Consider the following 24,610-nt stretch of genomic DNA (forward strand, 5'->3'; position numbering starts at 1 on the left):
TCTCGTGTCCATGCGTGTTCTATTTTGTGCGGACGGATTTGGCCACCCATCAAACGCAGCCGGGCATCGGCCAAAACATTAATTTTTGTGGGATAGGCTGTCTCATGATTCGGAAAAAATTGTCTGCATGAGGGCAGACGATGCCAAAACCGTATTTTGCAAAGATCGATCCAATGGAAACCAAAGATAATCTGAGTTTGAATGTCGCGCCTTCCATCGACAAGGGCGGTGCACAGGATGTCGATTTCGAGACACTGTCGCGCGGCCCCATGACGAAGGAGCCCGGGGTTGAAACGTGGCAACGCCTTCTACCCAGCGATGAAGCGATGACGATATTGCATGCGCGCGAAGGCGTCGAAAGCGGGGCGCCGGGCTTCGGCTACTGGCTCGTGGTCGCGTTGGTTGCCGTCTCCGTCTTCTGGATAACGGGCGGCCATACATTGTTGTCCGGAGCCTCACCCGCTGACGATCCGTTGCTGACCACAGGTTCGGTTGCGCGCAACATCGACATGGCACGTTAGGGTCAGGACCCTAGAGCAAAATTTGTTTATTCAAAACTTGCTCTAGGTTTCCAGGCGGTGATCGCGCTATAGCAGTTGCAGTATAGTTAACCGGAAAAAACTGCATGCCAAAGGTCGGCGGAAAAAATATCGACGTACTCTTCAGCGCCGAGACAATCGCGGAGCGGAACCTCGAACTTGCCAAGGCGATCGTTTCGAGGAATTTCGAGAACTTGCTGGTGATCTCGATCCTCAAAGGATCTTTCATCTTTGCCGCCGACCTCATTCGCGCCATGCATGATGCGGGGGCAGAACCGGATGTGGAGTTCATAACGGTATCGAGCTATGGAAAGGGCACGGAAAGCACCGAAGTGCGTTTGCTCCGCGATATCGACAGCGATGTGCATGGCCGCGACGTGCTCCTGATCGACGATATTCTCGAATCGGGAAAAACGCTGAAATTCACCCGGGAACTCATGCTGGAACGGGGCGCGCGCAGCGTTTCCATCGCCGTGCTGCTCGACAAGAGCGTCAAGCGCAAGACCGATATCGAAGCCGATTTCAAAGGTTTCGAATGCCCGGATTATTTCGTTGTGGGATACGGCATGGACGTTGGCCACTCATTCCGGCAACTACCCTATGTGGGTGTGGTGGTGGATTAGCCCGACATCCGGGCTAGGCCGTGACCTGAGCTCAATCAAACTTCAGCAATCTCTCCAGATAGTCTTTTTCCATCTGCGGGCTCAGCGCATTGCCGAGGCGCTTGCGGATTTCGTCCAGGATTTCGCGTGCCCGCTGGATATCCAGGTCTTTGGGGACGATATTCTTGGAGTCGTCGAAGAAATCACCCCTGGACCGTTGGCGTCCCAAGGGATCGAGCCTGCCATTTTGCTGCTGCTGGCCGTTGGGTCCGCCGGTCTGACCTTCCTGGCCCATGGCCTGCTGCATTTGTTTCATCATGTCCTGCCCGCCGCGACGCAAGGCATCGAGCGCGTTGCTCTGCCGGTCGACCGCCTGGCCGCCGTCTGCATCGCCCAGTGCCTTTCCCGCCTGGCCCATGGACTTGTTGGCATCACCAAAACCTTCACCGGGATTGATGCCGAGCCCCTTCAAATCTTTCATCATTTGTTCGAGATCGGACTGCAGCTTCCCTTGGCCTTCTTGCAAGCCGCGCAGGGCCTTGGCGATATCCTCTTCGGACATCTGACCTTGCTGACCCTCCTGGCCATTTTGACCCTGCTGGCTCTGGCCCTGATCCTGCTGCATGCCATTCTGACGCTGTTGCTCAAGCCGGTTGGTCTGATTCATCATCTCCTGCTGGCGCCGCATCAATTCGCCCAGCTTATCCATCTGCTGTCGCATCTCGCCTTGCTGGCCCTGCTGGTTTTGCTGCTGGCCCATCTGCAGATTGTTCATCATGTTTTCAAGTTCGGAAAGCAGTTGCTGCGCCTGGTCCTTCGATCCCTGTTTGGCCAGGTCCTCGATGCGGTCGAGCATGCGGTTTATATCCTCCTGTCGCAGCTCCATCGCGTTAGGATTGGGCATCTGGGCCATGTTCGGGTTTTTCTGGGCTTTCTGGGCAAATTCGCGCAGATATTCGTTCATGGCGCTGCGCAATTCTTTCATGCGCTTTTCGATTTCTTCCTGGCTTGCACCCTGTTCGATCGCCTGTTTCAAGGCTTCCTGCGCCTGACGCAGGCGCCGCTCGGCATCCGAAAGAGCGCCGTCCTCGATGCCACGCGCGACTTGCCACATATAGGCAACGACGTCGCGCAGCTGGTCGTCGCTGCGCGCAAGATTGAGCCGCGAGCGCACGCTGCGCAAAGCGAGGTAATGAGACGCATTCTTGATCGTCTCTTCCGGCCAGATGGTGATCGCATCCAGCATATCGAGCACTTGCGGCTTGGCATTGGCGTTGAGCGCCAGGATGCGGCGCTGTTCCACGACAGCCTTGGCCAGCGGGTTGGCGAAGGGGCGTTCGGGCATGACGAACGTCTTGGTCTCGCTTCTGGCTTCCTGCTTCGCGTCATCGGTTGCGACCAGGGTCATACGAATTTCCGAACCAGCCCATGGGTGCTCGGTGAGATCCTTGGTGGTTGTGGTTTCCTTGGGTTGGTCGCCGCGCCGCGGCAGTGCCAGAGGCAGGTCAGGCGCTTTGTAGAGCGGCCGCGCATCCTTGTCGGCAGGCAATGCCTGCTCGATTTGGGCCACCGCGCTCGATGCGCCGTAATCATCCTTGATTTCGTAGGAAAGCTCCATCGTGCCGTTGGCAGCACTGGAAGGATCCTTGGTGAAACGGACCGAAGGCGGCTGGTCGGGCGTTACCGAAAACGCCCATTCGGCAAGCGGGTTGCCATCATCTGACAGGCTGACCGTGCCGTTGGCACCGATCGGCAGTTCGAAATTACGCGGCCGGGCTTTGGCGGTGGTTGGAGTGTCTTCCGGCTTGCCTTCATCCTTCGCCGCAATATCAGTTGCCTCACCATCCATGGGCGTCTGGGTGACCTTCTCCGATCCGCTGCCGCTGATAATGCGGACGATAAGCGTGCTGTCCTGCGGAATGGTGAACTGCTTTTCCTCGTCATTGGCGGCCGCTGTCAGGAACAGCGGTGCGCGTCCCGTATAGCGCGGAGGCGTTACCCAGGCATCGATACGGGGCGGGATGGCTTCGCTCTTGCTATGACTGCGGAACGCATCGTTGACGCGGCCGCCGAGCGGGCCACCGGAAAAGGCAAAAGCGATGACGAGAAGCAGGCCGACAATGCCGCGCAACGCCCAGGGATCATGTTCCGGAATACGCGTTTGCGGCAGGCCGCTCTTCAGGTTCTGGATGCGCTCGGCCATGCGCTTGCGGTGTTCGTCCCACAGCGCCTGAGCAAACGGATCAATGCTCTTGTTGACGAGCTCTTCCGACTGGATGGTGATCGGCTGGTGATCGAGCGTGTTGACGCTTTCCAGCCGCTGGCTGATTTCCGAGTGATCGGGCAGACGAAATCTCAACAGGAGATAGAGACAGAGGGGCAGGGAGAGAACGAAAAGCCCGAGCAGCGCCAAGCGCAACGCATCGGGAATTATCCGGAAAATACCGAACCAGGACAGACACAGGAAAACGGCAATGGAAAGCAGCAGCGGCAAAACAAGCGGCCACAGGCGTTCGAACACAACGGTCAACCATGTAGACAAACGGAGGCGATCGATACTTTTGAAAATATCGAACCTGTACCTGATCGCGTCCCGTTTGTCGGGTTGTTGATCGGTCATTCGCACTCCATCTCGCCGGCATCGACAGTGCCGGCATCATAGAACAATACCATTCATCATGGCAAAGGCGAGGCCTTGGGGTAAAAATGCGATCATAGTTTTGTGTAGAGCGGGTGTTCAAGACCTCTCCCCGCCGCTCGCCTCCGCCCCTCCCCACAAGGGGAGGAAGCTGCGCAGCAGGGGGGGTAATCTTGGGATCGCTACAGCCACTCGGGGATGGAATCCAGGCCGATCAGTTCGTCATAGGTCGTTCTGGGGCGCACCACATGGAACCGGTCGCCATTGACCAGAACCTCCGGCACGAGCAGACGCGTGTTATAGGTGCCGGCCTGTACCGCGCCGTAAGCGCCTGCCGTTCCGATGGCGATGAGATCACCCGGGGCCGGGCGCGGCAGATCGCGATCGAGGCCAAGATAATCGCCCGTTTCGCAAACGGGACCGACGACATCGCCGCGAATCCGCGGATCGTTGGCCGCGGGCTCCTTGACCGGGCGGATCATATGAAACGCATCGTAAAGCGTCGGACGGATAAGATCGTTCATGGCCGCGTCGACGATGATGAAATTCCGCGCATCGCCCTCCTTGAGGTAGATCACCTCGCTGACCAAAATACCGGCATTGCCGACGATGAGACGGCCCGGCTCGAAAATGGTTTTCAGGCCCAGCGGCTTGATATGCTTTTGCACGATTTGCGCATAGGCATCTGGCAGTGGCGGCGGGTTATTGTCAAAATGATAGGGAATGCCCAAGCCTCCGCCGAGATCGACATGCTTGATATCGTGGCCGTCTGCCTGCAACTGCGCCACCAGTTCGGCCAGCAGCCTGAAGGCATTGTCGAACGGCTCGAGATCGGTGATCTGGCTGCCGATATGCATGTCGATGCCGGTGACCTTGAGACCGGGCAGCTTGGCGGCATGCGCATAGATCGTGCTGGCCTTCGCAAGAGGAATGCCGAACTTGTTCTCGGATTTGCCCGTGGAAATCTTCTTGTGGGTCTTGGCGTCCACATCCGGATTTATGCGCAACGATACCGGCGCAATCTTTCCCGCAGCAATGGCGCGCCCGGAGAGTATTTCCAGCTCCGGTTCGGATTCGACGTTGAAACAATGGATTCCGGCGGCCAGCGCATAGTCCATTTCGCCGGGCTTCTTGCCGACGCCGGAAAAAACGATCTTGTTGGCCGGGATGCCTGCAGCGAGAGCGCGGCGCATTTCGCCCTCGGACACCACATCAGCGCCTGAGCCGAGGCGAGCCAGTGTCTTCAGGACGGCCTGATTGGAGTTCGCCTTGAGCGCGTAGGCGACGAGCGTATCCATATCGGCGAATGCCGCCGAGAAGACCTTGAAATGCCGTTCTATCGTCGCGGTGGAATAGCAATAGAAGGGGGTTCCGACCGCCTTGGCAATGTCGGGAATGCTGACACCCTCGGCATGAAGAACGCCGTCTCTATAGTCGAAATGGTTCACGGACGTGCCTAGATCAGCGGGTCGAGGATGAAGCGCTTGTCCTGAACCGGCGGTTTTTCGGTCTTCGGCTCGCCGGGCATCGTCGTAACGGATGCCGGCGGCAGCTCAGGGTCGCCCTTTCGGCCACAGGCTGAAACAACGCTTAAAATTGCAATCGACATCAGTATTGTCGTCAAAAAAGAACGGCTCGTCATAAGTTTGATCCCGAATGGCGTTTACTCTGTCTAGCGTATGAAGGCGCTCTTTGCACCCCCATCGCCAGCCAATATTGTTTTAGCGTTTTGCGATGCGCTTTTGCCAGAATTTGATCTGACGGCGTACCTCGCCTGGCGCCGTACCGCCATAGGATTTGCGGCTGCGCACCGATTTGTCGACGGTTAGATAACCGAACACCGCATCGGTGATGCCGGGATGTATCGCCTGCAGGTCCGCCAGCGACAGCTTGCCGAGCTCGGCTTTCTTCTCTTCCGCCAGCGCCACCGCACGACCGGTCACATGATGCGCCTCGCGGAACGGCAGGCCGAGTTCACGCACGAGCCAATCGGCAAGATCGGTCGCAGTGGAATAACCGGAACCGGCCGCCTTTTTCATTGCGGCAGTGTTGATCGTCATATCACCAACCATGCCGGTCATCGCGGCAATGCATAATTCCAGCGTCTCCGCCGCATCGAAGACGGCTTCCTTGTCTTCCTGCATGTCCTTGGAATAGGTCAGCGGCAGACCTTTCATTACCGTCAGGAGACCGACCAGCGCGCCGGTGACCCGCCCGGTCTTGGCGCGCACGAGTTCGGCGGCGTCGGGGTTCTTCTTCTGCGGCATGATCGACGAGCCGGTGGAGAACCCGTCTGACAGGCGCACGAACCCGAACTGCGGCGTCGACCAGATGACGATCTCTTCGGCAAGGCGCGACAGATGCGTTGCGGTGATCGCTGCGGTCGAGAGGAATTCCAGCGCATAATCGCGGTCCGAAACACTGTCGAGCGAGTTGCGGGTCGGTTCGCGGAAACCCAGGGCCTTGGCCGTCATGTGCCGGTCTATCGGGAAACCGGTCCCGGCCAGCGCCGCAGCACCGAGCGGCGATTCGTCCATACGGTCGATGGCGTCCCGGACCCGGCCCAAATCGCGGCCGAACATCTCGACATAGGCCATGCAATGGTGACCGAAAGTGACAGGCTGCGCCGTCTGCAGATGCGTGAAGCCTGGCATCAGCGTCGATGCATGTTCCTCGGCACGCTTCAAAAATGCTTCGATGAGCTGCTTCAGCGCAATCGCCGTCCTCTCGAATTCCGCCTTGACCCAGAGGCGGAAATCGACGGCGACCTGATCATTGCGCGAGCGCGCCGTGTGCAATCGGCCCGCCGGTGCGCCGATCAGTTCGGCCAACCTTGACTCGATATTCATGTGGATGTCTTCGAGCTTGCGCGAAAACGTGAACTTTCCGCTCTCTATCTCTGACAATATCGTGTTCAGGCCCTTTGCGATCTTGTCGTGATCGTCCGCCCCTATTATGCCGGTTTTCGCAAGCATGGCAGCATGGGCAAGCGAACCTTGAATGTCCTGGGCGTAGAGTTTCTGGTCGAAGCCGATGGAAGCGTTGATTTCTTCCATGATCGCGGCGGGACCCGAGGCAAAGCGGCCTCCCCACATTTCATTGCTGTTCTTCTTGTCGGACATGGGTAGCGCCTTAGGTGAGAAGCGAGAAGTGTAAAATGACGGACGGCAACGAAACGCACAAAACGCCACGCGACAATAGCAGGAAGATCATCCTGTCTGCAGCACTCGCAGGCATTCTTGCCGGTGCGGTTGCGGTATACGTGATGGAGCGGCCCTCTGGCAATATTGTCGCCGGCACAAACGCGTCCGATCAATGTGCTTTGAAAACTGCGGATGCCAAGAAGATAGACGGGGCAGCCGTTGGCGCCATCGCGGCCATGCGCGGCGCGGATTCACCCCAGTCCATGTCCGCTTTGACTTTCACCGCTCCCGATGGAAAGCCCGCGCGCCTCGGCGATTTCAAAGGCAAGACGCTTCTCGTCAATCTGTGGGCAACCTGGTGCGTGCCTTGCCGAGAGGAAATGCCGGCCCTCGATGCGCTGGAGACGAAGAAGGGTGGCGACAATTTCCAGGTCGTGACCATCAATGTCGATACGGGTGACGACGAGAAGCCGAAGGCGTTTCTCAGCGAGATCGGCGTCAAGTCGCTACAGCTCTATCGCGATCCATCGATGGGCGTATTCAACGATCTGAAGCGGAAGAACCTCGCTTTCGGCCTGCCGGTTACAATGCTTGTCGACAAGGAGGGTTGCCAGATTGCGGCGATGAATGGTCCGGCGGACTGGTCCAGCGATGACGCCGCCCGTTTTATCGATACAGCCACCAGCCTGTAGGAACCGTCTGGATCAGGGTCCGTTCAGATTTCATGGCAGGGCGAGGCGAAATTTGCAGTCCGCCATGGCAAGAACCTTAAGAGACCTAGCGATCCACGGCTGCGACAACCGCCTCCATCCAGTGGTCGCGGATTTTCATCTTGTGCATGTGCTCGAGCGTACTGTGCACATAGTCTTCGTTGCGGCCCGATTGACCCACCGAACCGCGCACAGCCGTCGCAGCTTCGCTGACGGAAAGCCTGCCCGCATACTGAACATGGTTGCGGTCGACGATATAGGTCAGCGCCTCGACCTTGCGTCCGTCTTCGAGCCGTATGGCCAGCCGTCGTTCGAGATAGACATGGGTGACCAGTTCGCGAGCTCGCAAATAGGCGACGACCTCGTCCTCGAGATCGCCAGGCACGCGAAACGCCATCCCCAGACAGGATCCGCCGCGATCGAGGCCGAGCACCAGCCCAGGGCGCTCCGGCGTTCCACGATGCACATAGGAGCGCACGCACAGCGCTCTCCGATAGCCGTTAAGGCGGGCGTGCAGCGTTTCCACATGTGCAAAGCCTGGCTTCCACATCAGAGAGCCGTAGCCAAAGACCCAAAAATCGCCCATATCCGTCCTGATAGCTCGATCTCATTGAATATCTTCCCGTGACCGATAGCGAGACCCGCCCCATGCCGTCAAGCACTGCCGAAAAGAGCCGCAAGCCTTCGAAACTTCCGATCATCATCGGTGCATTGGTTATCCTTGCCGGCGTGATCTACACCGGCGGCTGGTACTATCTGGCCGATCAGTTGGAAAGCCGGGTCGCGACGAACATTGCAGCCTTCAAACAGCAGGGTATCGACGCCACCTGCGAAAACGCCAAGGCGAGCGGTTATCCCTTACGCGTCGGTCTCGACTGCTCGAAAGTGGGTTGGGTCGACCAGGCCAAAAATATATCCATCACTGCCGGCAGCTTTCGTTCGGCAGCGCAAATCTACGACCCGGTCCAGATTGTCAGCAGCGTCGAAGGCCCTGCCACCGTTGACGTGCCCGGCGCTCCGCCCCTTGACGTGAAATGGGAACATCTCGCCACGAGCGTTCGGCTCGACAAGCCGCTTCCAAAACAACTGTCGATTGAAGGCAGCAATGTCATGGTGAATGAGCGCGGAAACGCGAGCAATCCTGTTCCCCTCGCTGTCATGCAATCCGGGAAACTTGAGTTCAACACCGCCCAACCGCAGATGGATATCGCACTATCTTTCGGCAAGTTGAAGCTCGCCGACAATATCGTCCTCGACAGGCCATTGCCGGAGTTGACGGGAGCTGCCGATGTCCAGCTTGCCGATGGTTTCGCGCTTCTGGCAAAACCCGAGCGCGATCTGTCGGTTCTGCGCGGCCAGACGGGAACGCTGCGCAAAGTCGAATTGTCCTTCGAGGATGGCAGCGGCATTGCGATTTCCGGTCCGTTTTCCGTTGCCGATGATGGGCGCATCAGCGGTGATTTCAAGGTGACGATGCGCAATCCGGAGGGTGTCGCCAAAGTCATGCAGGGCATTTTCCCTGAAGCAGGCAATACGATTTCGACCGTTGTTCAAGCGATGGCGTTCGTTCCGAAAGATGCGAGCGGCGCACCAACCCTTCCCATCACGGTGAAGAACGGCAAGATGTCGGTTGGCTTTATCGGTATAGGACGGTTGCCCGCGCTGTAAACTTGCTCTCGGCCATCGACGAAAGTACTATTGATAATAGTTATCAAGCCCTGATACATTTCTTGAGAGCAATAACCATGGCCAGCAGCGTGAACCTCGGAACAAAGCTCGAAGCCTATGTGGATGATCTGGTGAAGTCCGGGCGTTACAATTCACGCAGCGAAGTGTTGCGCGAAGGCATAAGGTTGGTTGAGGAGCGTGAAAAACGCCTCGCCGCCCTTGATGCCGCACTTGCCCGGGGCCTTGCTGATGTGGAGGCAGGTCGTGTGAAACCTCTTGGCGAGGTCGCCAATCGCCTGAAGGCAAAATACAAACGGATGCATCAAGACAACAACTCGTGATCGTTACCATCACCCAAGAGGCTGAAGATGATCTGGAAGGTATCGGCGACTACATCGCCCGCGATAACTCCCGACGGGCCGTAAGTTTTGTCAGTGAGTTAGTGGAACGATGCGAGCGTCTTGCAGACATGCCCCGCCGATTCCCGCTCGTATCGAATTATGAACATACCGGTATTCGCCGCCGTCCCTTCGGCGAATATTTGATCTTTTATCGTGTCGACGAAACGAGCATCAATATTCTCCACATATTGAATGGCGCTCAGGACTACGAATCCGTACTGTTTCCAGATCCCTGAACATCGTCATGTCGGTGGAGGTCGATCACGTTGACGGCTGTCCTGCCTTTTGCCGTCCAAAGTCCGGCGCATCCACTTCCTGACCGGCATCGATGATGCCGCGGCGGACGGCACGCGTCCGGGTGAAAAGGTCGAAAAGCGCGTCGCCATCGCCCCAGCGAACGGACCGCTGCAATGAGGCAAGATCCTCGGAAAACCGCGACAGCATTTCAAGGATGGCGTCCTTGTTGTGCAGGCAGACATCGCGCCACATGGTGGGATCTGATGCGGCCAGACGGGTGAAATCGCGAAAACCCGAAGCTGAATATTTGATGACCTCGGAATTCGTCACTTCTTCCAGATCGCTCGCCGTCCCGACGATATTGTAGGCAATGAGGTGCGGCAGGTGAGAAACGATCGCCAGCACACGGTCGTGATGCAGCGGGTCCATCGTGTCGAGGCGCGAACCGCAGGCTTCCCAGAACTTTGTCAGCTTCGCGATAGCATCGGGGTCCGTACCCTCCAATGGTGTGAGGATACACCACCGGTTGATGAAGAGATCAGCAAACCCGGCATCGGGGCCGGAATACTCCGTTCCTGCCAGCGGATGCCCGGGAATGAAATGCACATTCGCGGGAAGTTCCGGCTGCATCTGTGCAATGACCGAGCCTTTGGTCGAACCGACATCGGTAACGATCGCGCCGGGCTTCAGCGAAGCAGCGATCTGCCGGGCCACTTCGCCTGACGAGCCGACCGGCACTGAGACGATAACGAGATCGGCGTTCTTCACCGCCTCGGCGCTGTCGAGTGTATAGCTATCGCCGAGGCCAAGCTCTTCGGCCCGAGCCAGTGTGCCTTGGCTGCGGGACGAAATGACGATCTTGTCGGCAAGGCCCTCGCGCTTGATGACGCGCGCCAGCGACGAACCGATAAGGCCGATGCCGATCAATGCGATTGTATTAAAATGAACTTCGGACATGTTTCTATGACCTGTAACTGCGCTGAGATTCGCGCTATGACGCGGCAAAAATGGTGGTTTTCGAGCACCGGAGCCCAGCGTACATTGAGGTACGTGAACACTAGAGCAAGTTTTGTTTATTCAAAGCCAGTTCTGTTTCGCGGATGGCGAGACAACCCACGCGGAAGGTGGCGAGGCCGATGTGTTTCCATCGGACGACGCCGCCTGACAAAGTGGGTGGCCGCCAGCCGGAAACCGATAAGGCCGGGTGAATTTGGCCCAATTCCGTCGGGCTTCGGCTTCGTCCGATGGAAAGACATCGGCCTCGCCAAATCCCTCGACCTTGAACCAAATTCCCTCCGGCAGAACGGCTCTGAATAGACAAAATTTGCTCTAGAGCACAGGAAAACGCCATTTGCAGCCCGTCATGGTATGAATCTACTTTAGGAATTCGGAGAGCGCAGCGACTACGCCCAGATTGGCTTCTTCGGATCCAATGGAAAGGCGCAACGCGTTCGGAAATCCGTATCCCGTGACGCGGCGCAAAATATAGCCTTTGCTCGTGAGGTAGGCATCCGCCTTCTCCGCCGATTTCGCCGGATCTTCGGGGAAGTGGACGAGAAGGAAATTTCCGACTGACGGCGTGACCCGAAGCCCAAGCCCCGTCAATTGTTCGGTGAGCCATACAAGCCAGGTCTCGTTAAACGCGGCAGCCTCCGCGACATGCGCGCGGTCGCGCACAGCGGCACTGCCGGCAAGAATGGCCGCCGAGTTCATATTGAAGGGGCCGCGAATGCGATTGACCGCATCGATGACGTGGACCGGCGCGAACATCCAGCCGATGCGAAGCGCCGCCAGCCCGTAAATCTTGGAAAAGGTCCGGGTCATCACGACGTTCTCGAAGGATGATACGAGTTCGACCCCCGCTTCGTAGTCATTGCGGCGCACATATTCTGCGTAGGCAGCATCGATCACCAGCAGTACATGCTTTGGCAGGCCACCATGCAGACGGCGTACTTCTTCGAAAGGCAGGTACGTGCCGGTCGGATTGTTTGGGTTGGCAAGGAAAATTATCTTCGTGCGCGGCGTGACAGCGCTCAGTATGGAGTCGACCTCGGCCCGTTCGCTGTTTTCGCGTGCAACAACCGGGCCCGCGCCTGCGGCCATGATGTAGTTTCTGTAGACCAGAAAGCCATGTTCCGTGTAAATCGCCTCGTCGCCGGGCGAAAGATAGGTCTGGCAAAGCAGGCCAAGCAGTTCGTCAGAGCCATTGCCGCAAAGAATGTTCTCGGGGTTTAGACGGTGCACATCGGCGATCGCCTTTTTCAGTACCGTTGCCTGTCCATCCGGGTAAATCGCAAGCTTCTCAGCGGCCTCGCGAAAAGCATCTATGGCGTGCTTGCTGGCGCCGAGCGGCGTTTCATTTGCCGACAGCTTGTGGACCTTCGCGACACCCGGAGCATGTTCCTTGCCGGGGACATAGGCTGCTACGTCAAGTATACCGGCTTTCGGAGTTGGGCGCATGTCTTGTCGTGTCGTTGTCATAATTGTTGGGGTCCGTAACGGGCAAAAGCACCGTGCGGACATAGCTGCATGGAGCCCGGATGTCGAGAACAACTTGACTTTGCGCGAACTGCGACCATACCTACGCGCGATCACGCCCTCGATTGCCCAGACATGACGAAAATCAGCCGACCATCCGCTAAAAAAGCTCAGCAAAGTCAGGAAGCGACAAATCCCCACAGTCCGGTGGTAGATTTTGGCGCCGGCAAGCCGTTGCATCTCGATAGCGGTGTATCGCTTTCGCCGTTTCGTATCGCCTATCAGTCCTATGGCGAACTGAATGCCGATAAATCCAACGCAATCCTCGTCTGTCATGCGCTGACCGGCGATCAGCATGTCGCCAACGTTCATCCCGTAACCGGCAAGCCCGGCTGGTGGGAGTTGCTCATTGGCCCGGGCAAACCCATCGATACGGACCGCTATTTCGTCCTCTGTTCCAATGTACTCGGGGGTTGCCTTGGCTCGACAGGCCCAGCCTCGATCAATCCCGAAACCGGCAGGGCCTATGCGCTTGACCTTCCGATCATCACGATAGCGGACATGGTGCGTGCCCAGGCGATGCTTATAGAGCACTTGGGCATCAAACAGCTTTTTGCCGTGATCGGGGGATCCATGGGCGGCATGCAGGTGCTGGAATGGGCGTCGAGCCATTCCGACAAGGTCTTTGCGGCCGTAGCGATCGCCACCGGTGCGCGCCACTCGTCCCAGAATATCGCCTTCCATGAAGTGGGGCGGCAGGCGGTCATGGCCGACCCCGACTGGAAGGAAGGCCGCTACCTCGAGGCAGGCACTGTCCCGCGCAAAGGTCTCTCGGTCGCCCGCATGGCGGCCCATATCACCTATCTGTCGGAGACGGCCTTGCACAACAAGTTCGGGCGCAATCTGCAGGACCGCCAGAACGTGACCTTCGGGTTCGACGCGGATTTCCAGATTGAAAGCTATCTGCGCCATCAGGGCACGACGTTTGTCGAGCGTTTCGATCCGAATTCCTATCTCTATATGACCCGGGCGATGGATTATTTCGATTTGGCCGCGGAACATGGCGGCCGGCTTGCCGATGCCTTCGCCGGATCGAAAACCCGGTTCTGCATTGTTTCATTCACCAGCGACTGGTTATTCCCGACCAGCGAAAGCCGAACGGTCGCCCATGCGCTGAATGCGGCGGGAGCGTCCGTGTCCTTCGTCGAGATCGAATCGGATCGGGGCCACGACTCGTTCCTGCTCGATGAGCCTGAAATGTTTTCCACGATCACCGGATTCATCCGCTCTGCTGCGCGGGCCAAGGGGCTTTTGCCGTCATGAGCGTGAATGTTCACCCGCGCGTCGATTTTGCCGTCATCGCTTCGCTGGTCAAACCCGGCTCGCGCGTGCTCGACGTCGGCTGCGGCGATGGTGAACTGCTGGAGCTTTTGCAGAACACCAAGGATGTGGATGGACGCGGCGTCGAGCTCTCGCAAAAGGGCGTCAACGAATCGGTGGCGCGCGGCCTGTCGGTCATCCAGGGCGATGCCGACAGCGACCTCAAATATTATCCGGATGGCGGCTTCGACTATGTGATCCTGTCGCAGACCTTGCAGGCGACCCGCAACCCGAAAAATGTCCTCACCGAACTTCTGCGTATCGGCGAAAAAGCCATCGTGTCATTTCCCAATTTCGGGCATTGGCGGGTCCGTACCTCGCTCGCGATCAACGGTCGCATGCCGGTCACCAAAGACCTGCCCTACAGCTGGTACGACACACCGAATATCCACTTCTGCACCATCAATGATTTTGTCGACATGACCAAGGAAGTCGGCGCCGAGGTCGAGTCCGCCGTCGCGCTGAATGCCTTGGGAGAACGCCTTGGATTCAATATGCCATGGGGGTTCTGGAACCTCTTCGGCCAGCAGGCTGTGTTTTTGCTCAAGCGTTAGTGACCCTGGTAGGGATTTGCGCAAGGATCCTCGAATCGTGCACAAAGAATCGCGATTCCCATGCAAGAATCATCGATTCTGACGCAAGAATTTCAATCGATGCGGGTAATTTGGTTGTGCTAACGCGAACTGGCGCTTGCCGTACCTTGCGGAGAGAGCACCGGTACGAACACACGCCGCGACGCACGCTTGGCAACGGGCAGTCCTTGATAGATGCGTTTTTGCGCCTCGACGATCAGCACGCCGGAGAACATCGGCCAAAACCGGCGGCCCACCCGTTCAAACAATGAAGAAGGCCGCATCATCGCTTTTCGCGATGACGGCGGGAAGAACAGAGCTTCGCCCCACGGTCCGGGCGTGAAGTTTGCCTCCCTGAGGAGACGGGTCAATTGACCCCGGCTGTAGGGGCGCCCGCTGCCGAAAGGCGTATGTTCGAACCTTGCCCACAGGCCGCGCCGGTTCGGAACGACGATGACCAGCCGGCCGTTGGGCGCCAGAACTCGCCACATTTCCTTCAGTGTTTCGCGTGGGTCTTCGGCATGTTCCAGCGCATGTATCATTAAAACTCTGTCCACTGCGGAGTCGGGCAGAGGCAAATCCTCTTCGAATATCAATGCGGTAGCGGATGGTTCGACGGGCGGCCAGCTGGCTGCCCCCTGCCCGGCCGGCATGAATGCGAACGTGCGTTCTGTGTCGCCGCGGAACCGGTCGAGGTAAGGTACGGCGTATCCGAGACCAACTAGCCGCTCGCCTGGCAGCTTCGGCCAGAGCGGCACCAAGGCCATCGTAATGGAGCGCTCGGTCAGATGGCCGAGCGTTGAAGCGTAAAATGAGCGAAGATCGATGATGTCGAGATGCATGGCCGCAACGTAACATGGAAGATGAGAACATCAAGAAATGACATGGGTTGCAGGCTTGGCTTAACCGGGATTATCTTGCCCGGCAAAGAATGAAGAGAACGACCATGCCCCAATTGCAGATAGAACAATTCACGGCTCGCAGCGATAATTTCGGCGTGCTGATCCATGACCCTGAGAGCGGCCTGACCGCGTCCATCGATGCGCCCGAGGAACAGCCGATTCTCGACGCGCTCAAGCGCCGTGGCTGGAAATTGACCCATATTTTCACCACGCATCACCATACTGACCATGTCGAGGCCAATCTGGCGCTCAAGAAACGATTCGGCCTGGAAATCATTGGTCCGGAGGACGAAAAGGCGAAAATACCGGGTATTGACCGCGGCGTCCGTCACGGTGACCGTTTCAAGTTCGGCAGTTTCGAGGTGGAGGTCATTTCCACACCGGGGCATACCGCTGGCGAAATCTCCTTTCATATACCTGCCGCCAAGGTCGCATTTACCGGCGACACCCTGTTTTCGCTCGGTTGCGGCCGGCTTTTCGAAGGAACGCCGGCGACCATGTTCAAGTCGTTGCAGCGGTTGATCGGACTGCCGGGCGAGACGGAAATCTATTGCGGACATGAATACAGCGAGAGCAATGCGCGTTTTGCCCTGACGATCGACCCCGAAAACTCGGCGCTCAAGGAGCGAGCCAAGGAAATCAAGACTTTGCGGGAGGCGGATTTACCGACCCTGCCAACAACGCTCGTGCGCGAGATGGCGACCAACCCATTTCTTCGCTGGCACGATCCAGCAATCCGCAAAAACCTCGGGATGGAGGGCGCGACCGATGAGGCGGTTTTTGCTGAAATCCGCAAGCGCAAGGATAATTTTTGATGGTGTTGACGGCAGACGAGATTCGCGGGCACCTCGGACTTGAGCCGCATCCGGAAGGCGGCTCCTATGTCCAAACTTTCCGCGACAACCAAGGTGAACGGCCGGAAGGCGGGCGCGGGCACTCGACGGCCATCTACTTTCTGCTTGAGGAAGGCCAAATTTCGGCCTGGCACCGCGTCAAGGATGCCGCGGAAGTCTGGCACTGGTATGGAGGCGCACCCCTGCTTTTGACCGTGGCGACTGAAGGCTCCCCGCAAGAAACCCATACGCTTGGACTTGACCTTGCAAAAGGTGAACGCCCGCAAGCCGTTGTTCCAGCAGGACAATGGCAAATGGCCAAGAGTCTTGGCGCATGGACGCTTGTCGGGTGCACGGTTGCCCCAGGATTTGATTTCGCTCAGTTCGAAATGGCGGAGCCCGGCTGGGAGCCGTGACGGCGCTTGAAGAGCATATCCTTCGCTGCGATAACCGCGCCCAGCGTGATCAAGAGGCAGGCGAGCATGACGCGTCCTGTAGGCTCCGTCACCCCGGCGGTGATCAGAACAAGCGTTGAAAGCAGCGGTGCGGCATAGCTTGACGCGCCAAGCACCTGGATATTCCCATGCTTGACGCCATAGTCCCAAACGTAGAACGCCGCACCGACCGGGAATAGTCCAAGCCCAAGGACGGCTAGCCACTGGGTCATTCCATCCGGCCAGACTGTCTGCTCGAGCAGGAGGTGAGAAAGAAGCGAGAGGATGGACGTTGCGATGCAGAAGCCCGTCACAGCATCCGTTGGCACGTTGGAAAAGCGTCGCGACAACAGCGAATAGGCGGCCCACGTCAGTGCGCAGAGACCCGCCATGGCATAGCCGAAGCCAAATTGCGGATCGAAGCCGAGGCCGCCACCTTTGGTTATGATCAGCACTGTTCCAGCCAAACCTAGCAGCGTGCCTAGAATGTGAAACCAGCGAAGGCGCTCACCAGGCATCAGGGCGGATCCGACAACGATGAAAAGCGGCCAGAGATAGGCGATGAGACTGGCGTCGACAGCTGGAGCGTTGCGTAGTGCAGTAAAATAGAGGAAGTGATAGCCGAAGAGCCCGACGACGCCGAGCAGCCAGACCTTTGCGGGCTGGCGCAGATATCGTGCAGCACCCGGCCGCCACAACCAAGAGATCACCCCAAGGCTCGCACCGATAGCGAACGTCATCGCGGTCAACTGAAATGGCGGAACCTTACCCGACACATCAGTGAAAAGCGCGAGCATCGCCCACATGATGATCGCGAGGAAACCAACGAATGTAGCCAAAAAGCACCCCGGATTCGAAGACGGCTATCCCGCCGCGTCTATTGTGTCTTTTCGAAACGGGTTGCGTAAACAGTCACCGTACCGATCTGCGTGCCGATTTTGGCCTGCACTGGTGAATAGATAGCGGACTTGCCGAGCGATGCAAAGGTGAGACTGATCTTGCTCGAGTTCTTCAGATATTCGATAGCTTTTCGCCCTGACTGATAGCCGGCGATCGGGACGAATTTGGCCGAACAAGTGATGGCGTCACCCTTGAAACCCTCGGTGGCAAAGGGCTGCGCCCTACCCGATGGAGAAAGTTTCAAATCCACGCGTGTCTGGCCATCGAAGAGATGCAAAGTCTGCTTGCAGACCTGATCAAGACTGCTTGCTGCCACCATCACGCCGGAAATCGGATCGGCCACCGACTGGAGGTCGGCGGGTTTCAGATCCACCCAGTTTTTCTTCTTGTTGATCGGCGGATCGTTGGTGGTACTCGTTACATTGCCGTTGGTAAAGGCGATCGATGTGCTCTTGTTCCGGTTACCGTGCCGGTATTTGACAACATAGGAATTCGGTACGGGCCCGGTCTCGGCGAAGTGACCGGTAACGTCCAGTTTGCCGTTGGTGTCATCGAACAGGCTACCCAGCCCCGAGCTCGCAAGGGACCCGACAACTTTGTAAGCGCGATCATCGCTGACGCTGGTTGAAAAGCTTGCCTTGGCAATCGACAATCCGAAGAGTGAAACGCGATAATCGGTCTGAAACGACTGAGCACCGTGCGCCGGATGCGCGCCCATCAGCGCTATTGCAGCGAGCGGCACCAGCATTCGCGTTCGGCTGGCATACTGTCTATGGGCATTCATTCTTGTCATTCTTGTCAAAAGCATCCCTGCAGTGATTGTTCGGTCATATTAGCGAGTCCTGACCCTAAAGCGGGCAAAGTTGTGATATACATCGAGAAGCTGGCCTGTATTATATAAAAGCAGCGCCAAACATGGCATAAGTGCACTTGACGCGCGCGGCCCATATCACTATAGAAACGCGACTTCCCAATAGGCCGCCCATCCGATAAGCGAGCCGCTGCATGGCAACGTGCGATGGTAGCAGGAAATATTCGGACAAAGGCGAATGAAAAATTTGAAGGTGAGACCAGATGTCCCGCACATGTGAATTGACCGCTAAGTCGGTGCAGTATGGTAACAATGTGAGCCACGCGAACAACAGAACGCGCCGCCGCTTCTTGCCTAATCTTTGCCACGTAACGCTGATCTCCGAAGCCCTCGGTCAGAGCTATCGCCTGCGCGTTTCGGCCCATGCCCTGCGCAGCGTCGAGCATCGCGGTGGTCTGGATGCGTTCCTGGTCAAGGCTGACGAGAAGGAGCTGTCGCAACGTGCTCGTCTTCTGAAGCGTCAGATTGCCAAGAAGCTTCTTGAAGCTCCGGTCGCTGCTTAACGCGCATCGCTGCCATTTTTCTCGTCGTCGAGGCCAGCATATGCTGGCCTTATTGCTGGTTCCATTACCCAGGATAAAAAAATGCCGCTGCAACGCGCCTACACCTTTTCGGACTTTATTCTCCCCGTTTCAGCTATGTGCGCGGTCGTTGCCGCGTCCAATATCCTTGTTCAGTATCCTTTCGATCATTTTGGATTGGGAGAAATCCTGACCTACGGCGCCTTCACCTATCCGATAGCCTTTCTGGTCAACGATCTTGCAAATCGCACATTCGGCCCGGCCTTTGCCCGGAAGGTCGTCTATGTGGGGTTTGCGATTGCCGTCGTCCTGTCGATCTGGCTGGCAACACCGCGCATCGCTGTGGCATCCGGCACAGCATTCCTGACAGCCCAGCTTCTGGACATCACCGTATTCAACAGATTGCGGCAGCTGACCTGGTGGAAAGCGCCTTTTGCCTCTGCCATCTTCGGTTCGCTGTTAGACACACTGCTGTTTTTCTCGATCGCCTTTGCTGCTAACTTTGCCTGGATAGACGCGGCGACAGGACACGCCGATTCGTCACTCGCCATGCTGGTGCCGTTCCTTGGGCGGGAAATTCCATTGTGGATGTCCTTGGGTTTTGGCGATCTGATGGTCAAAATGTTCATGGCTGTCGCGATGCTGGTGCCTTACGGAGCGATCCTTGCAATCTTCGCCCCCGCTATCTACTCGGCAAACCGGAATTCCAGATAGAGATTCCGTTGCAGGATGGAATGATTATCATCTGATACGAGCGACAGTCGGGTAGAACCGTCTGCCGTCTGCCAGAGGTCCAGCCCTTCCATATTGTCTATCTGGTCTCGCATGTCCGCCTGCAGGATGAATTCCCCATCGACCGTCGCCCCAGGTTTGATGCTTGCCACGGGTATCCTTCGTATTCTCAGGACCACGCCGCTGGCTATGGTGAAGCGGCGCTCAAGCAGCAACAAATCACCATCGGGCAGGAAATCGCCATCGCTGACGTCGAAATCATCGCGGCGTTTGACAAAGAAAATGCCCTTTTGCGGCCCCTCCAGCACTGCAGCGAACATATCCCCAGCCTTGTTGATGCTTTTTTCGGTTACTGCAACCCGCGCCCCGTGCAATGGACCCGAGGCCGGCGAGTAGGCTATCGTCTCTATGCCGCGGTTGTTGCGCAGCTCTTCCCTCGGTATCGGCAGAGGAACATTCTTTGGCGTCGATGCAAAGCTCGCAAGGTCCAACGCATATTCCGCAATCCGGTGGATGCGCTCGAACGAAACCGTTATTGTATCGCCATAAACGCTCATGCCTTCGGCATCGGAGTTCCACTTGCCCTCTACAGGAAGACCTTCCTCGCTCTGGATCGGTGCCAGGCGAAAATTGCCGATCGATGCGGGTCTGCCCTCTTCATCGCGCTGCATCGTACCCGCATACCAGAAGCCAGTATCGGTGACGCCGAGAAATTTCTTTCCTGAATCCAGATAGCGAAACGCGGATAGGCCGCCAAAGTCGGAACTTGGAGAGGTCATTTCCAGGCCGCCAACGAATTCAAGCTCTCCGAATCGCCTCTCGGACGAGCCGATGCGAAAATTGGAGATGACATGGGACTCGATCACAGCAGGGGCAACGACCGCGTTTTCCTCGGCTGAAACCGGCATTGCAACGAGGAACACGAGGCAAAGCGATGCGCGCCGAAAAGCCAGCGCAGTTCGGTTCATGTTATCGCCGCACTGACTTTTTTGCGCTCTGTCGTTCCGGCTCTTCAAACAGTGAAGCCAGCTGCTCCGTCATTGCGCCGGCCAGCTCCTCCGCGTCGACGATAGTTACAGCGCGGCGATAGTACCGGGTCACATCATGACCGATACCAATAGCGATCAGCTCAACCGGCGAACGTGTTTCGATCTCCTCGATCACAGCGCGCAGGTGCCGCTCAAGATAGTTGCCCGGATTGACCGAAAGGGTAGAATCATCAACGGGAGCCCCATCCGAGATCATCATCAGGATACGACGCTGCTCAGGACGGCCCAGCAAGCGCTGGTGCGCCCATATCAGGGCTTCGCCGTCGATGTTCTCCTTCAGGAGCCCTTCACGCATCATCAATCCCAGATTGCGCCGTGAGCGCCGCCACGGAGCGTCAGCGCGCTTGTAGACGATGTGGCGCAGATCGTTCAGACGTCCAGGATTGGCGGGTTTGCCGCGCTCCAGCCAGGCTTCACGCGCCTGACCGCCTTTCCAGGCCTTGGTGGTGAACCCGAGGATTTCCACCTTCACGCCGCAGCGCTCCAGCGTCCTTGCCAGAATGTCCGCGCAGGTAGCTGCAACAGTTATAGGCCGCCCGCGCATGGATCCGGAATTGTCGATGAGCAGCGTCACGATCGTATCGCGGAAATCGGTATCGCGTTCCTGCTTATAGGAAAGTGGTTGCGTGGGATCGATTACGATACGCACAAGGCGCGCACTGTCGAGGTAGCCCTCCTCCAGATCGAAGTCCCACGAGCGGTTTTGCTGCGCCATCAGACGGCGTTGCAACTTGTTTGCCAGGCGGCCAACGACAGCAGAGAGATTGGCGAGTTGCTTGTCGAGGAAGGCCCGCAGACGTTCCAGCTCTGCCTCGTCACAAAGCTCTTCCGCATCGGTCGTTTCGTCGAATTCTTGCGTGAAAATCTTGTAGCCGCTCTCACTTCCGAGGTTCGAGAACGGCTGGTTGGGACGCCGCGCCTCACCCGGTATCTCGGCGTCAGCGTCCGAATCCTCGTCCATATCGTCAGAAGATGCGTCGGCGGCTTCGGTCTCGCCCGACTGGCTGTCGTCGCTGGATGTATCGGAATCGTCATTCTCGGACGAATCGCTGCCTTCGTTCTCGTCCGAACCGCCTTCATTGTTTTCTTCCGGTTCAGGCGAGTCTTCGTTATTGTCCTGGCTATCGTCTTCCTGGCTCTCCTGCGCCAGCTCTTCCGCCATCTCCATGGAAGCCAGCATCTCTCGTACGACGCGAGCGAAAGCATTCTGATCGTTGATCTTGGCGCCGAGATGATCGAGGTCTGCCGCGGCCTTCTCCTCAATCCAGTCACGCCACAGGTCAAGCACGTTGCCAGCCGATTCCGGTGCTTTGCGACCCGTAAGCTTTTCACGGACCAGCAGCGCCACGGCTTCTTCCAGCGGCGCCTCGGCTTTATCTGTTATTGCCGGAAAATTGGCCCGGGCATATTTATCCGAGAGCATGGAAGTCAGATTCTCGGCGACACCGTCCATACGCAGCGCGCCGATGGCTTCGACACGCGCCTGCTCGACCGCGTCGAAGATCGCCCTCGCCTGCTTGCCTTCGGGCGCCAGCGTCGCGTGAATACGGTCATTGTGACAGGCTTTGCGCAGCGCCATCGAATCGCCAAGGCCGCGTGTGACGGCAACATCATTGGCAGTTGGACGCTTGGGCAGATCGGGAAGCCGGGCCCGATGACCAGTCAGGGCCGGCTTGTCATTACCGAATCCGACTTCCATTTCATGGTCGCCGGCGATCGCACGCATGCATCCCGTAAGCGCGCGCTTAAAAGGCTCGGAATCAACCGGACCTTTCGGATTCGCACGTGAATTGTCTCCGGGACCAGCCATCTTTATCGTGACGCTCAGCCAATGACCACATTGGCGGTCGATTCAGGCAGTTCCTTGCCAAATGCCCGCTGATAGAACTCGGCAACCAGTGGACGTTCGAGTTCATCACACTTGTTGAGGAAGGTCAGACGGAAAGCAAAACCCACATCTTTGAAGATATCTGCATTTTCAGCCCAAGTGATCACGGTACGCGGGCTCATGACCGTCGACAGGTCGCCATTGATGAACGCTGCGCGCGTCATATCAGCAACGCGCACCATCTTGGAGACGATCTCCTTGCCTTCCTTGTTCTGATAATGCTTGGCCTTGGCGGCAACGATAGCCGCCTCATTGTCGTGCGGCAGATAGTTGAGGGTCGTCACAATGGACCAGCGGTCCATCTGCGCCTGATTGATCTGCTGCGTGCCATGATAAAGACCCGTCGTATCACCGAGGCCAACCGTATTGGCGGTGGCAAACAGCCGAAAAGCGGGATGCGGGCGGATAACGCGGCTTTGGTCGAGTAGCGTCAGACGACCTGACGATTCAAGCACGCGCTGGATGACGAACATGACGTCCGGACGTCCCGCATCGTACTCGTCGAATACAAGCGCGACATTATGCTGATAAGCCCAAGGCAGGATGCCGTCGCGGAATTCCGTGATCTGCATACTTTCCTTGACGACGATCGCATCCTTGCCAACAAGGTCGATACGGCTGACGTGGCTATCCAGATTGACACGCACGCATGGCCAGTTCAGCCGCGCGGCTACCTGCTCGATATGAGTCGATTTGCCCGTACCGTGGTAGCCAGAGACCATGACACGGCGGTTGAACGCAAAGCCCGCGAGAATGGCCAGCGTGGTCTGTTTGTCGAATAGATAATCCGTGTCGATTTCCGGCACATAAGCGTCACCTGCCTTATAGGCAGGAACCATCATATCGGTTTCAAAACCAAACAATTTTGCAGCAGAAACCGTTGTATCCGGCAAATTCGCAATATCGCGATCAACCTTATTCATCATGCCTCCAGCGCGACTGCACGCGCAGACGCATAAAGATAGTTTGGAACCTCGCTGTGAAGTCCCGAATTAGGCTCAATCTTGGGTTAGCAGAAACCAGCCGCTTTGAGCAATTGATAGGCCTGGATTACGTCACGGAAACGATCCTCGGAAGCCCTGTCACCGCCATTGGCATCGGGGTGATGAATCTTCACAAGCTCTTTATAGCGCGACTTTATGTCTTCGCCAGTGGCTTTTGCGCCAAGCCCGAGCGTATCCAGTGCTTTCGACTCCAATGGTTTGAGCTTGCGGATATGAACCCGCGCCTCATTGAAAACGCTGTTGGGATCACGGAATCTGTTCTGATATGCCGCGCGACCCGAACGCAGCTTCGAAAAATCCGGCGACGTCTTGGCGCTGGCGCTCGCTTGAGCGCGCGAACTGGCACTTGCGCCCGCTCCGCTTCCAGGCAGTCCCGCTACGGTCCAGGTAGGACGGTCGCCCGTCAAAGCTTCCTTCTGGTATCTGGCTACCTCGGCATCCGAGAGACCGGAAAAATAATTATAGCCCTTGTTGTACTCACGCACATGGTCGATGCAGAAATGGAAGAACTCGCCTTCCTTCTCACGCCCCACCGGCGCGCGATGTGGTCCAGGTTTGTCGCAACCATCCCATTGGCAGACAGGTGTGCGCGATTTCTCCTCGTCCACCTTTTTCGGGCGGATGCGGATGCTGTCAAAATATTTCGAACTTGAGGTCATCGAATCAGAATCATCAACGGATCGGTTGGCGGAACAAGAATTGACATTTACCCATGGATAGACCTAACGCCTGAAATGGCGGTAAATTTGTGATCATGGATGGATTTGCCAAGTGAAACTACCATATGGGCGCAGGAGAACGAAATGTCCACTCAGTCAGTGATCGAAAGCAAACTGATGCAGGTTTTTCACCCTGTTTCGTTGGCAGTCATCAATGAGAGCCATCTGCACGCCGGCCACCATCATTCTGACAGCGAGCATCATGGCACATTTGACGGTTCAGGCGAAACGCATTTTCGTGTGCGGATTGTCGCGGAGGCATTCGCCGGCATGTCGCGCGTTGCGCGTCATCGCGCCATCAATGAGGTGCTGCAGGACGAACTGAATGGCAGCGTCCACGCGCTGGCGCTTGAACCCGCGGCACCGGGTGAGGCGACACGCACCTAGAG

Annotated in this window: 27 protein-coding genes; 13 read left to right on the plus strand and 14 right to left on the minus strand. The window is 57.3% G+C overall.

The annotated features are described in order from the left end of the window. The first annotated feature begins 173 nt into the window (after positions 1-173). Together J2X72_RS00245 and hpt are read left to right on the plus strand one after the other, a co-directional pair. Positions 174-521: a hypothetical protein gene (locus tag J2X72_RS00245; RefSeq protein ID WP_310067193.1), complete on the plus strand. Its 348-nt coding sequence runs from the start codon at positions 174-176 to the stop codon at positions 519-521. A gap of 104 nt (positions 522-625) precedes the next feature. Next, positions 626-1,162 (plus strand): hypoxanthine phosphoribosyltransferase, encoded by a 537-nt coding sequence (gene hpt, locus J2X72_RS00250; RefSeq protein WP_209999467.1) that lies wholly within the window; start codon positions 626-628, stop codon positions 1,160-1,162. 31 nt (positions 1,163-1,193) lie between these two features. Here hpt and J2X72_RS00255 read toward each other — a convergent pair whose 3' ends face one another. The 4 genes from J2X72_RS00255 to argH form a co-directional block, all read right to left on the minus strand. Continuing rightward, entirely contained in the window at positions 1,194-3,761 is a 2,568-nt protein-coding gene (locus J2X72_RS00255) for a TIGR02302 family protein (protein ID WP_310067198.1), read from the minus strand. A gap of 200 nt (positions 3,762-3,961) precedes the next feature. Further along, positions 3,962-5,227, minus strand: coding sequence for a diaminopimelate decarboxylase (lysA, locus tag J2X72_RS00260; protein WP_310067201.1), 1,266 nt, complete (start codon positions 5,225-5,227; stop codon positions 3,962-3,964). An 8-nt stretch (positions 5,228-5,235) separates the two neighbouring features. Next, positions 5,236-5,421 (minus strand): LPS translocon maturation chaperone LptM, encoded by a 186-nt coding sequence (locus J2X72_RS00265; protein ID WP_209999448.1) that lies wholly within the window; start codon positions 5,419-5,421, stop codon positions 5,236-5,238. 79 nt (positions 5,422-5,500) lie between these two features. Beyond that, positions 5,501-6,901: an argininosuccinate lyase gene (argH, locus tag J2X72_RS00270; RefSeq protein WP_310067205.1), complete on the minus strand. Its 1,401-nt coding sequence runs from the start codon at positions 6,899-6,901 to the stop codon at positions 5,501-5,503. Positions 6,902-6,936: 35 nt separating this feature from the next. On the opposite strand from argH, the gene tlpA reads away from it, so the two are divergent. Beyond that, positions 6,937-7,614, plus strand: a complete 678-nt coding sequence (tlpA, locus tag J2X72_RS00275; protein WP_310067208.1) for a thiol:disulfide interchange protein TlpA — start codon at positions 6,937-6,939, stop codon at positions 7,612-7,614. Positions 7,615-7,699: 85 nt separating this feature from the next. Here tlpA and J2X72_RS00280 read toward each other — a convergent pair whose 3' ends face one another. After that, positions 7,700-8,218: a gamma-glutamylcyclotransferase gene (locus J2X72_RS00280; RefSeq protein ID WP_209999438.1), complete on the minus strand. Its 519-nt coding sequence runs from the start codon at positions 8,216-8,218 to the stop codon at positions 7,700-7,702. A gap of 62 nt (positions 8,219-8,280) precedes the next feature. On the opposite strand from J2X72_RS00280, the gene J2X72_RS00285 reads away from it, so the two are divergent. The 3 genes from J2X72_RS00285 (at position 8,281) to J2X72_RS00295 (ending at position 9,937) form a co-directional block, all read left to right on the plus strand. After that, a complete protein-coding gene (locus J2X72_RS00285) occupies positions 8,281-9,300 on the plus strand; it encodes a DUF2125 domain-containing protein (RefSeq protein ID WP_209999436.1) in 1,020 nt (339 codons plus the stop codon). Positions 9,301-9,377: 77 nt separating this feature from the next. Beyond that, entirely contained in the window at positions 9,378-9,641 is a 264-nt protein-coding gene (locus J2X72_RS00290; RefSeq protein WP_310067213.1) for a type II toxin-antitoxin system ParD family antitoxin, read from the plus strand. Further along, a complete protein-coding gene (locus tag J2X72_RS00295) occupies positions 9,638-9,937 on the plus strand; it encodes a type II toxin-antitoxin system RelE/ParE family toxin (RefSeq protein WP_310067215.1) in 300 nt (99 codons plus the stop codon). The genes J2X72_RS00290 and J2X72_RS00295 overlap by 4 nt, the downstream gene beginning before the upstream one ends. A gap of 25 nt (positions 9,938-9,962) precedes the next feature. Here J2X72_RS00295 and J2X72_RS00300 read toward each other — a convergent pair whose 3' ends face one another. Both J2X72_RS00300 and hisC read right to left on the minus strand, forming a co-directional pair. Further along, a complete protein-coding gene (locus tag J2X72_RS00300) occupies positions 9,963-10,895 on the minus strand; it encodes a prephenate/arogenate dehydrogenase family protein (RefSeq protein ID WP_310067218.1) in 933 nt (310 codons plus the stop codon). Between the two features lie 417 nt (positions 10,896-11,312). Further along, positions 11,313-12,419 (minus strand): histidinol-phosphate transaminase, encoded by a 1,107-nt coding sequence (gene hisC, locus J2X72_RS00305; RefSeq protein WP_310067223.1) that lies wholly within the window; start codon positions 12,417-12,419, stop codon positions 11,313-11,315. Positions 12,420-12,551: 132 nt separating this feature from the next. Here hisC and J2X72_RS00310 point away from each other — a divergent pair, with 132 nt between their 5' ends. Together J2X72_RS00310 and metW are read left to right on the plus strand one after the other, a co-directional pair. Then, complete coding sequence (locus J2X72_RS00310) at positions 12,552-13,739, plus strand: homoserine O-acetyltransferase (RefSeq protein ID WP_310067227.1); 1,188 nt, start codon at positions 12,552-12,554, stop codon at positions 13,737-13,739. Then, a complete protein-coding gene (metW, locus tag J2X72_RS00315) occupies positions 13,736-14,350 on the plus strand; it encodes a methionine biosynthesis protein MetW (protein WP_209999420.1) in 615 nt (204 codons plus the stop codon). Before J2X72_RS00310 ends, metW begins: the two co-directional genes overlap by 4 nt. Before the next feature lie 119 nt (positions 14,351-14,469). Here metW and J2X72_RS00320 read toward each other — a convergent pair whose 3' ends face one another. Further along, the gene (locus J2X72_RS00320) at positions 14,470-15,210 is read right to left on the minus strand and encodes a class I SAM-dependent methyltransferase (protein ID WP_310067231.1); all 741 of its coding nucleotides are present in this window, start codon (positions 15,208-15,210) and stop codon (positions 14,470-14,472) included. A gap of 104 nt (positions 15,211-15,314) precedes the next feature. Between J2X72_RS00320 and gloB the strand changes: the two genes are divergently transcribed. Together gloB and J2X72_RS00330 are read left to right on the plus strand one after the other, a co-directional pair. Further along, on the plus strand, positions 15,315-16,085 hold the full coding sequence (gloB, locus tag J2X72_RS00325) for a hydroxyacylglutathione hydrolase (protein ID WP_310067234.1): 771 nt from the start codon (positions 15,315-15,317) through the stop codon (positions 16,083-16,085). 2 nt (positions 16,086-16,087) lie between these two features. Further along, positions 16,088-16,519, plus strand: coding sequence for a cupin domain-containing protein (locus J2X72_RS00330; protein WP_310069214.1), 432 nt, complete (start codon positions 16,088-16,090; stop codon positions 16,517-16,519). On the opposite strand, the gene J2X72_RS00335 is transcribed toward J2X72_RS00330, so the two are convergent. Together J2X72_RS00335 and J2X72_RS00340 are read right to left on the minus strand one after the other, a co-directional pair. Further along, positions 16,483-17,343, minus strand: a complete 861-nt coding sequence (locus tag J2X72_RS00335) for a DMT family transporter (RefSeq protein WP_405044642.1) — start codon at positions 17,341-17,343, stop codon at positions 16,483-16,485. The genes J2X72_RS00330 and J2X72_RS00335 overlap by 37 nt on opposite strands. Before the next feature lie 71 nt (positions 17,344-17,414). Next, on the minus strand, positions 17,415-18,221 hold the full coding sequence (locus tag J2X72_RS00340; protein WP_310067237.1) for a DUF3108 domain-containing protein: 807 nt from the start codon (positions 18,219-18,221) through the stop codon (positions 17,415-17,417). Between the two features lie 290 nt (positions 18,222-18,511). Here J2X72_RS00340 and rpmB point away from each other — a divergent pair, with 290 nt between their 5' ends. Then, on the plus strand, positions 18,512-18,811 hold the full coding sequence (gene rpmB / locus J2X72_RS00345; RefSeq protein WP_112523551.1) for a 50S ribosomal protein L28: 300 nt from the start codon (positions 18,512-18,514) through the stop codon (positions 18,809-18,811). Positions 18,812-18,892: 81 nt separating this feature from the next. Then, the gene (locus J2X72_RS00350) at positions 18,893-19,543 is read left to right on the plus strand and encodes a queuosine precursor transporter (protein WP_310067239.1); all 651 of its coding nucleotides are present in this window, start codon (positions 18,893-18,895) and stop codon (positions 19,541-19,543) included. Here J2X72_RS00350 and J2X72_RS00355 read toward each other — a convergent pair. The 4 genes from J2X72_RS00355 to J2X72_RS00370 form a co-directional block, all read right to left on the minus strand. Then, positions 19,516-20,529: an esterase-like activity of phytase family protein gene (locus tag J2X72_RS00355; RefSeq protein ID WP_310067241.1), complete on the minus strand. Its 1,014-nt coding sequence runs from the start codon at positions 20,527-20,529 to the stop codon at positions 19,516-19,518. The genes J2X72_RS00350 and J2X72_RS00355 overlap by 28 nt on opposite strands. 1 nt (position 20,530) lies before the next feature. Further along, the gene (gene cobT, locus J2X72_RS00360; protein WP_310067243.1) at positions 20,531-22,420 is read right to left on the minus strand and encodes a cobaltochelatase subunit CobT; all 1,890 of its coding nucleotides are present in this window, start codon (positions 22,418-22,420) and stop codon (positions 20,531-20,533) included. Between the two features lie 14 nt (positions 22,421-22,434). Further along, entirely contained in the window at positions 22,435-23,421 is a 987-nt protein-coding gene (cobS, locus tag J2X72_RS00365) for a cobaltochelatase subunit CobS (protein ID WP_310069216.1), read from the minus strand. Between the two features lie 86 nt (positions 23,422-23,507). Continuing rightward, positions 23,508-24,161: a J domain-containing protein gene (locus J2X72_RS00370; RefSeq protein ID WP_209999403.1), complete on the minus strand. Its 654-nt coding sequence runs from the start codon at positions 24,159-24,161 to the stop codon at positions 23,508-23,510. Positions 24,162-24,305: 144 nt separating this feature from the next. Between J2X72_RS00370 and J2X72_RS00375 the strand changes: the two genes are divergently transcribed. Further along, a complete protein-coding gene (locus J2X72_RS00375; protein WP_310067246.1) occupies positions 24,306-24,608 on the plus strand; it encodes a BolA family protein in 303 nt (100 codons plus the stop codon). The last annotated feature ends 2 nt before the right edge of the window (positions 24,609-24,610 follow it).

This window comes from Phyllobacterium sp. 1468 (assembly GCF_031455525.1).
GTDB lineage: Bacteria > Pseudomonadota > Alphaproteobacteria > Rhizobiales > Rhizobiaceae > Phyllobacterium.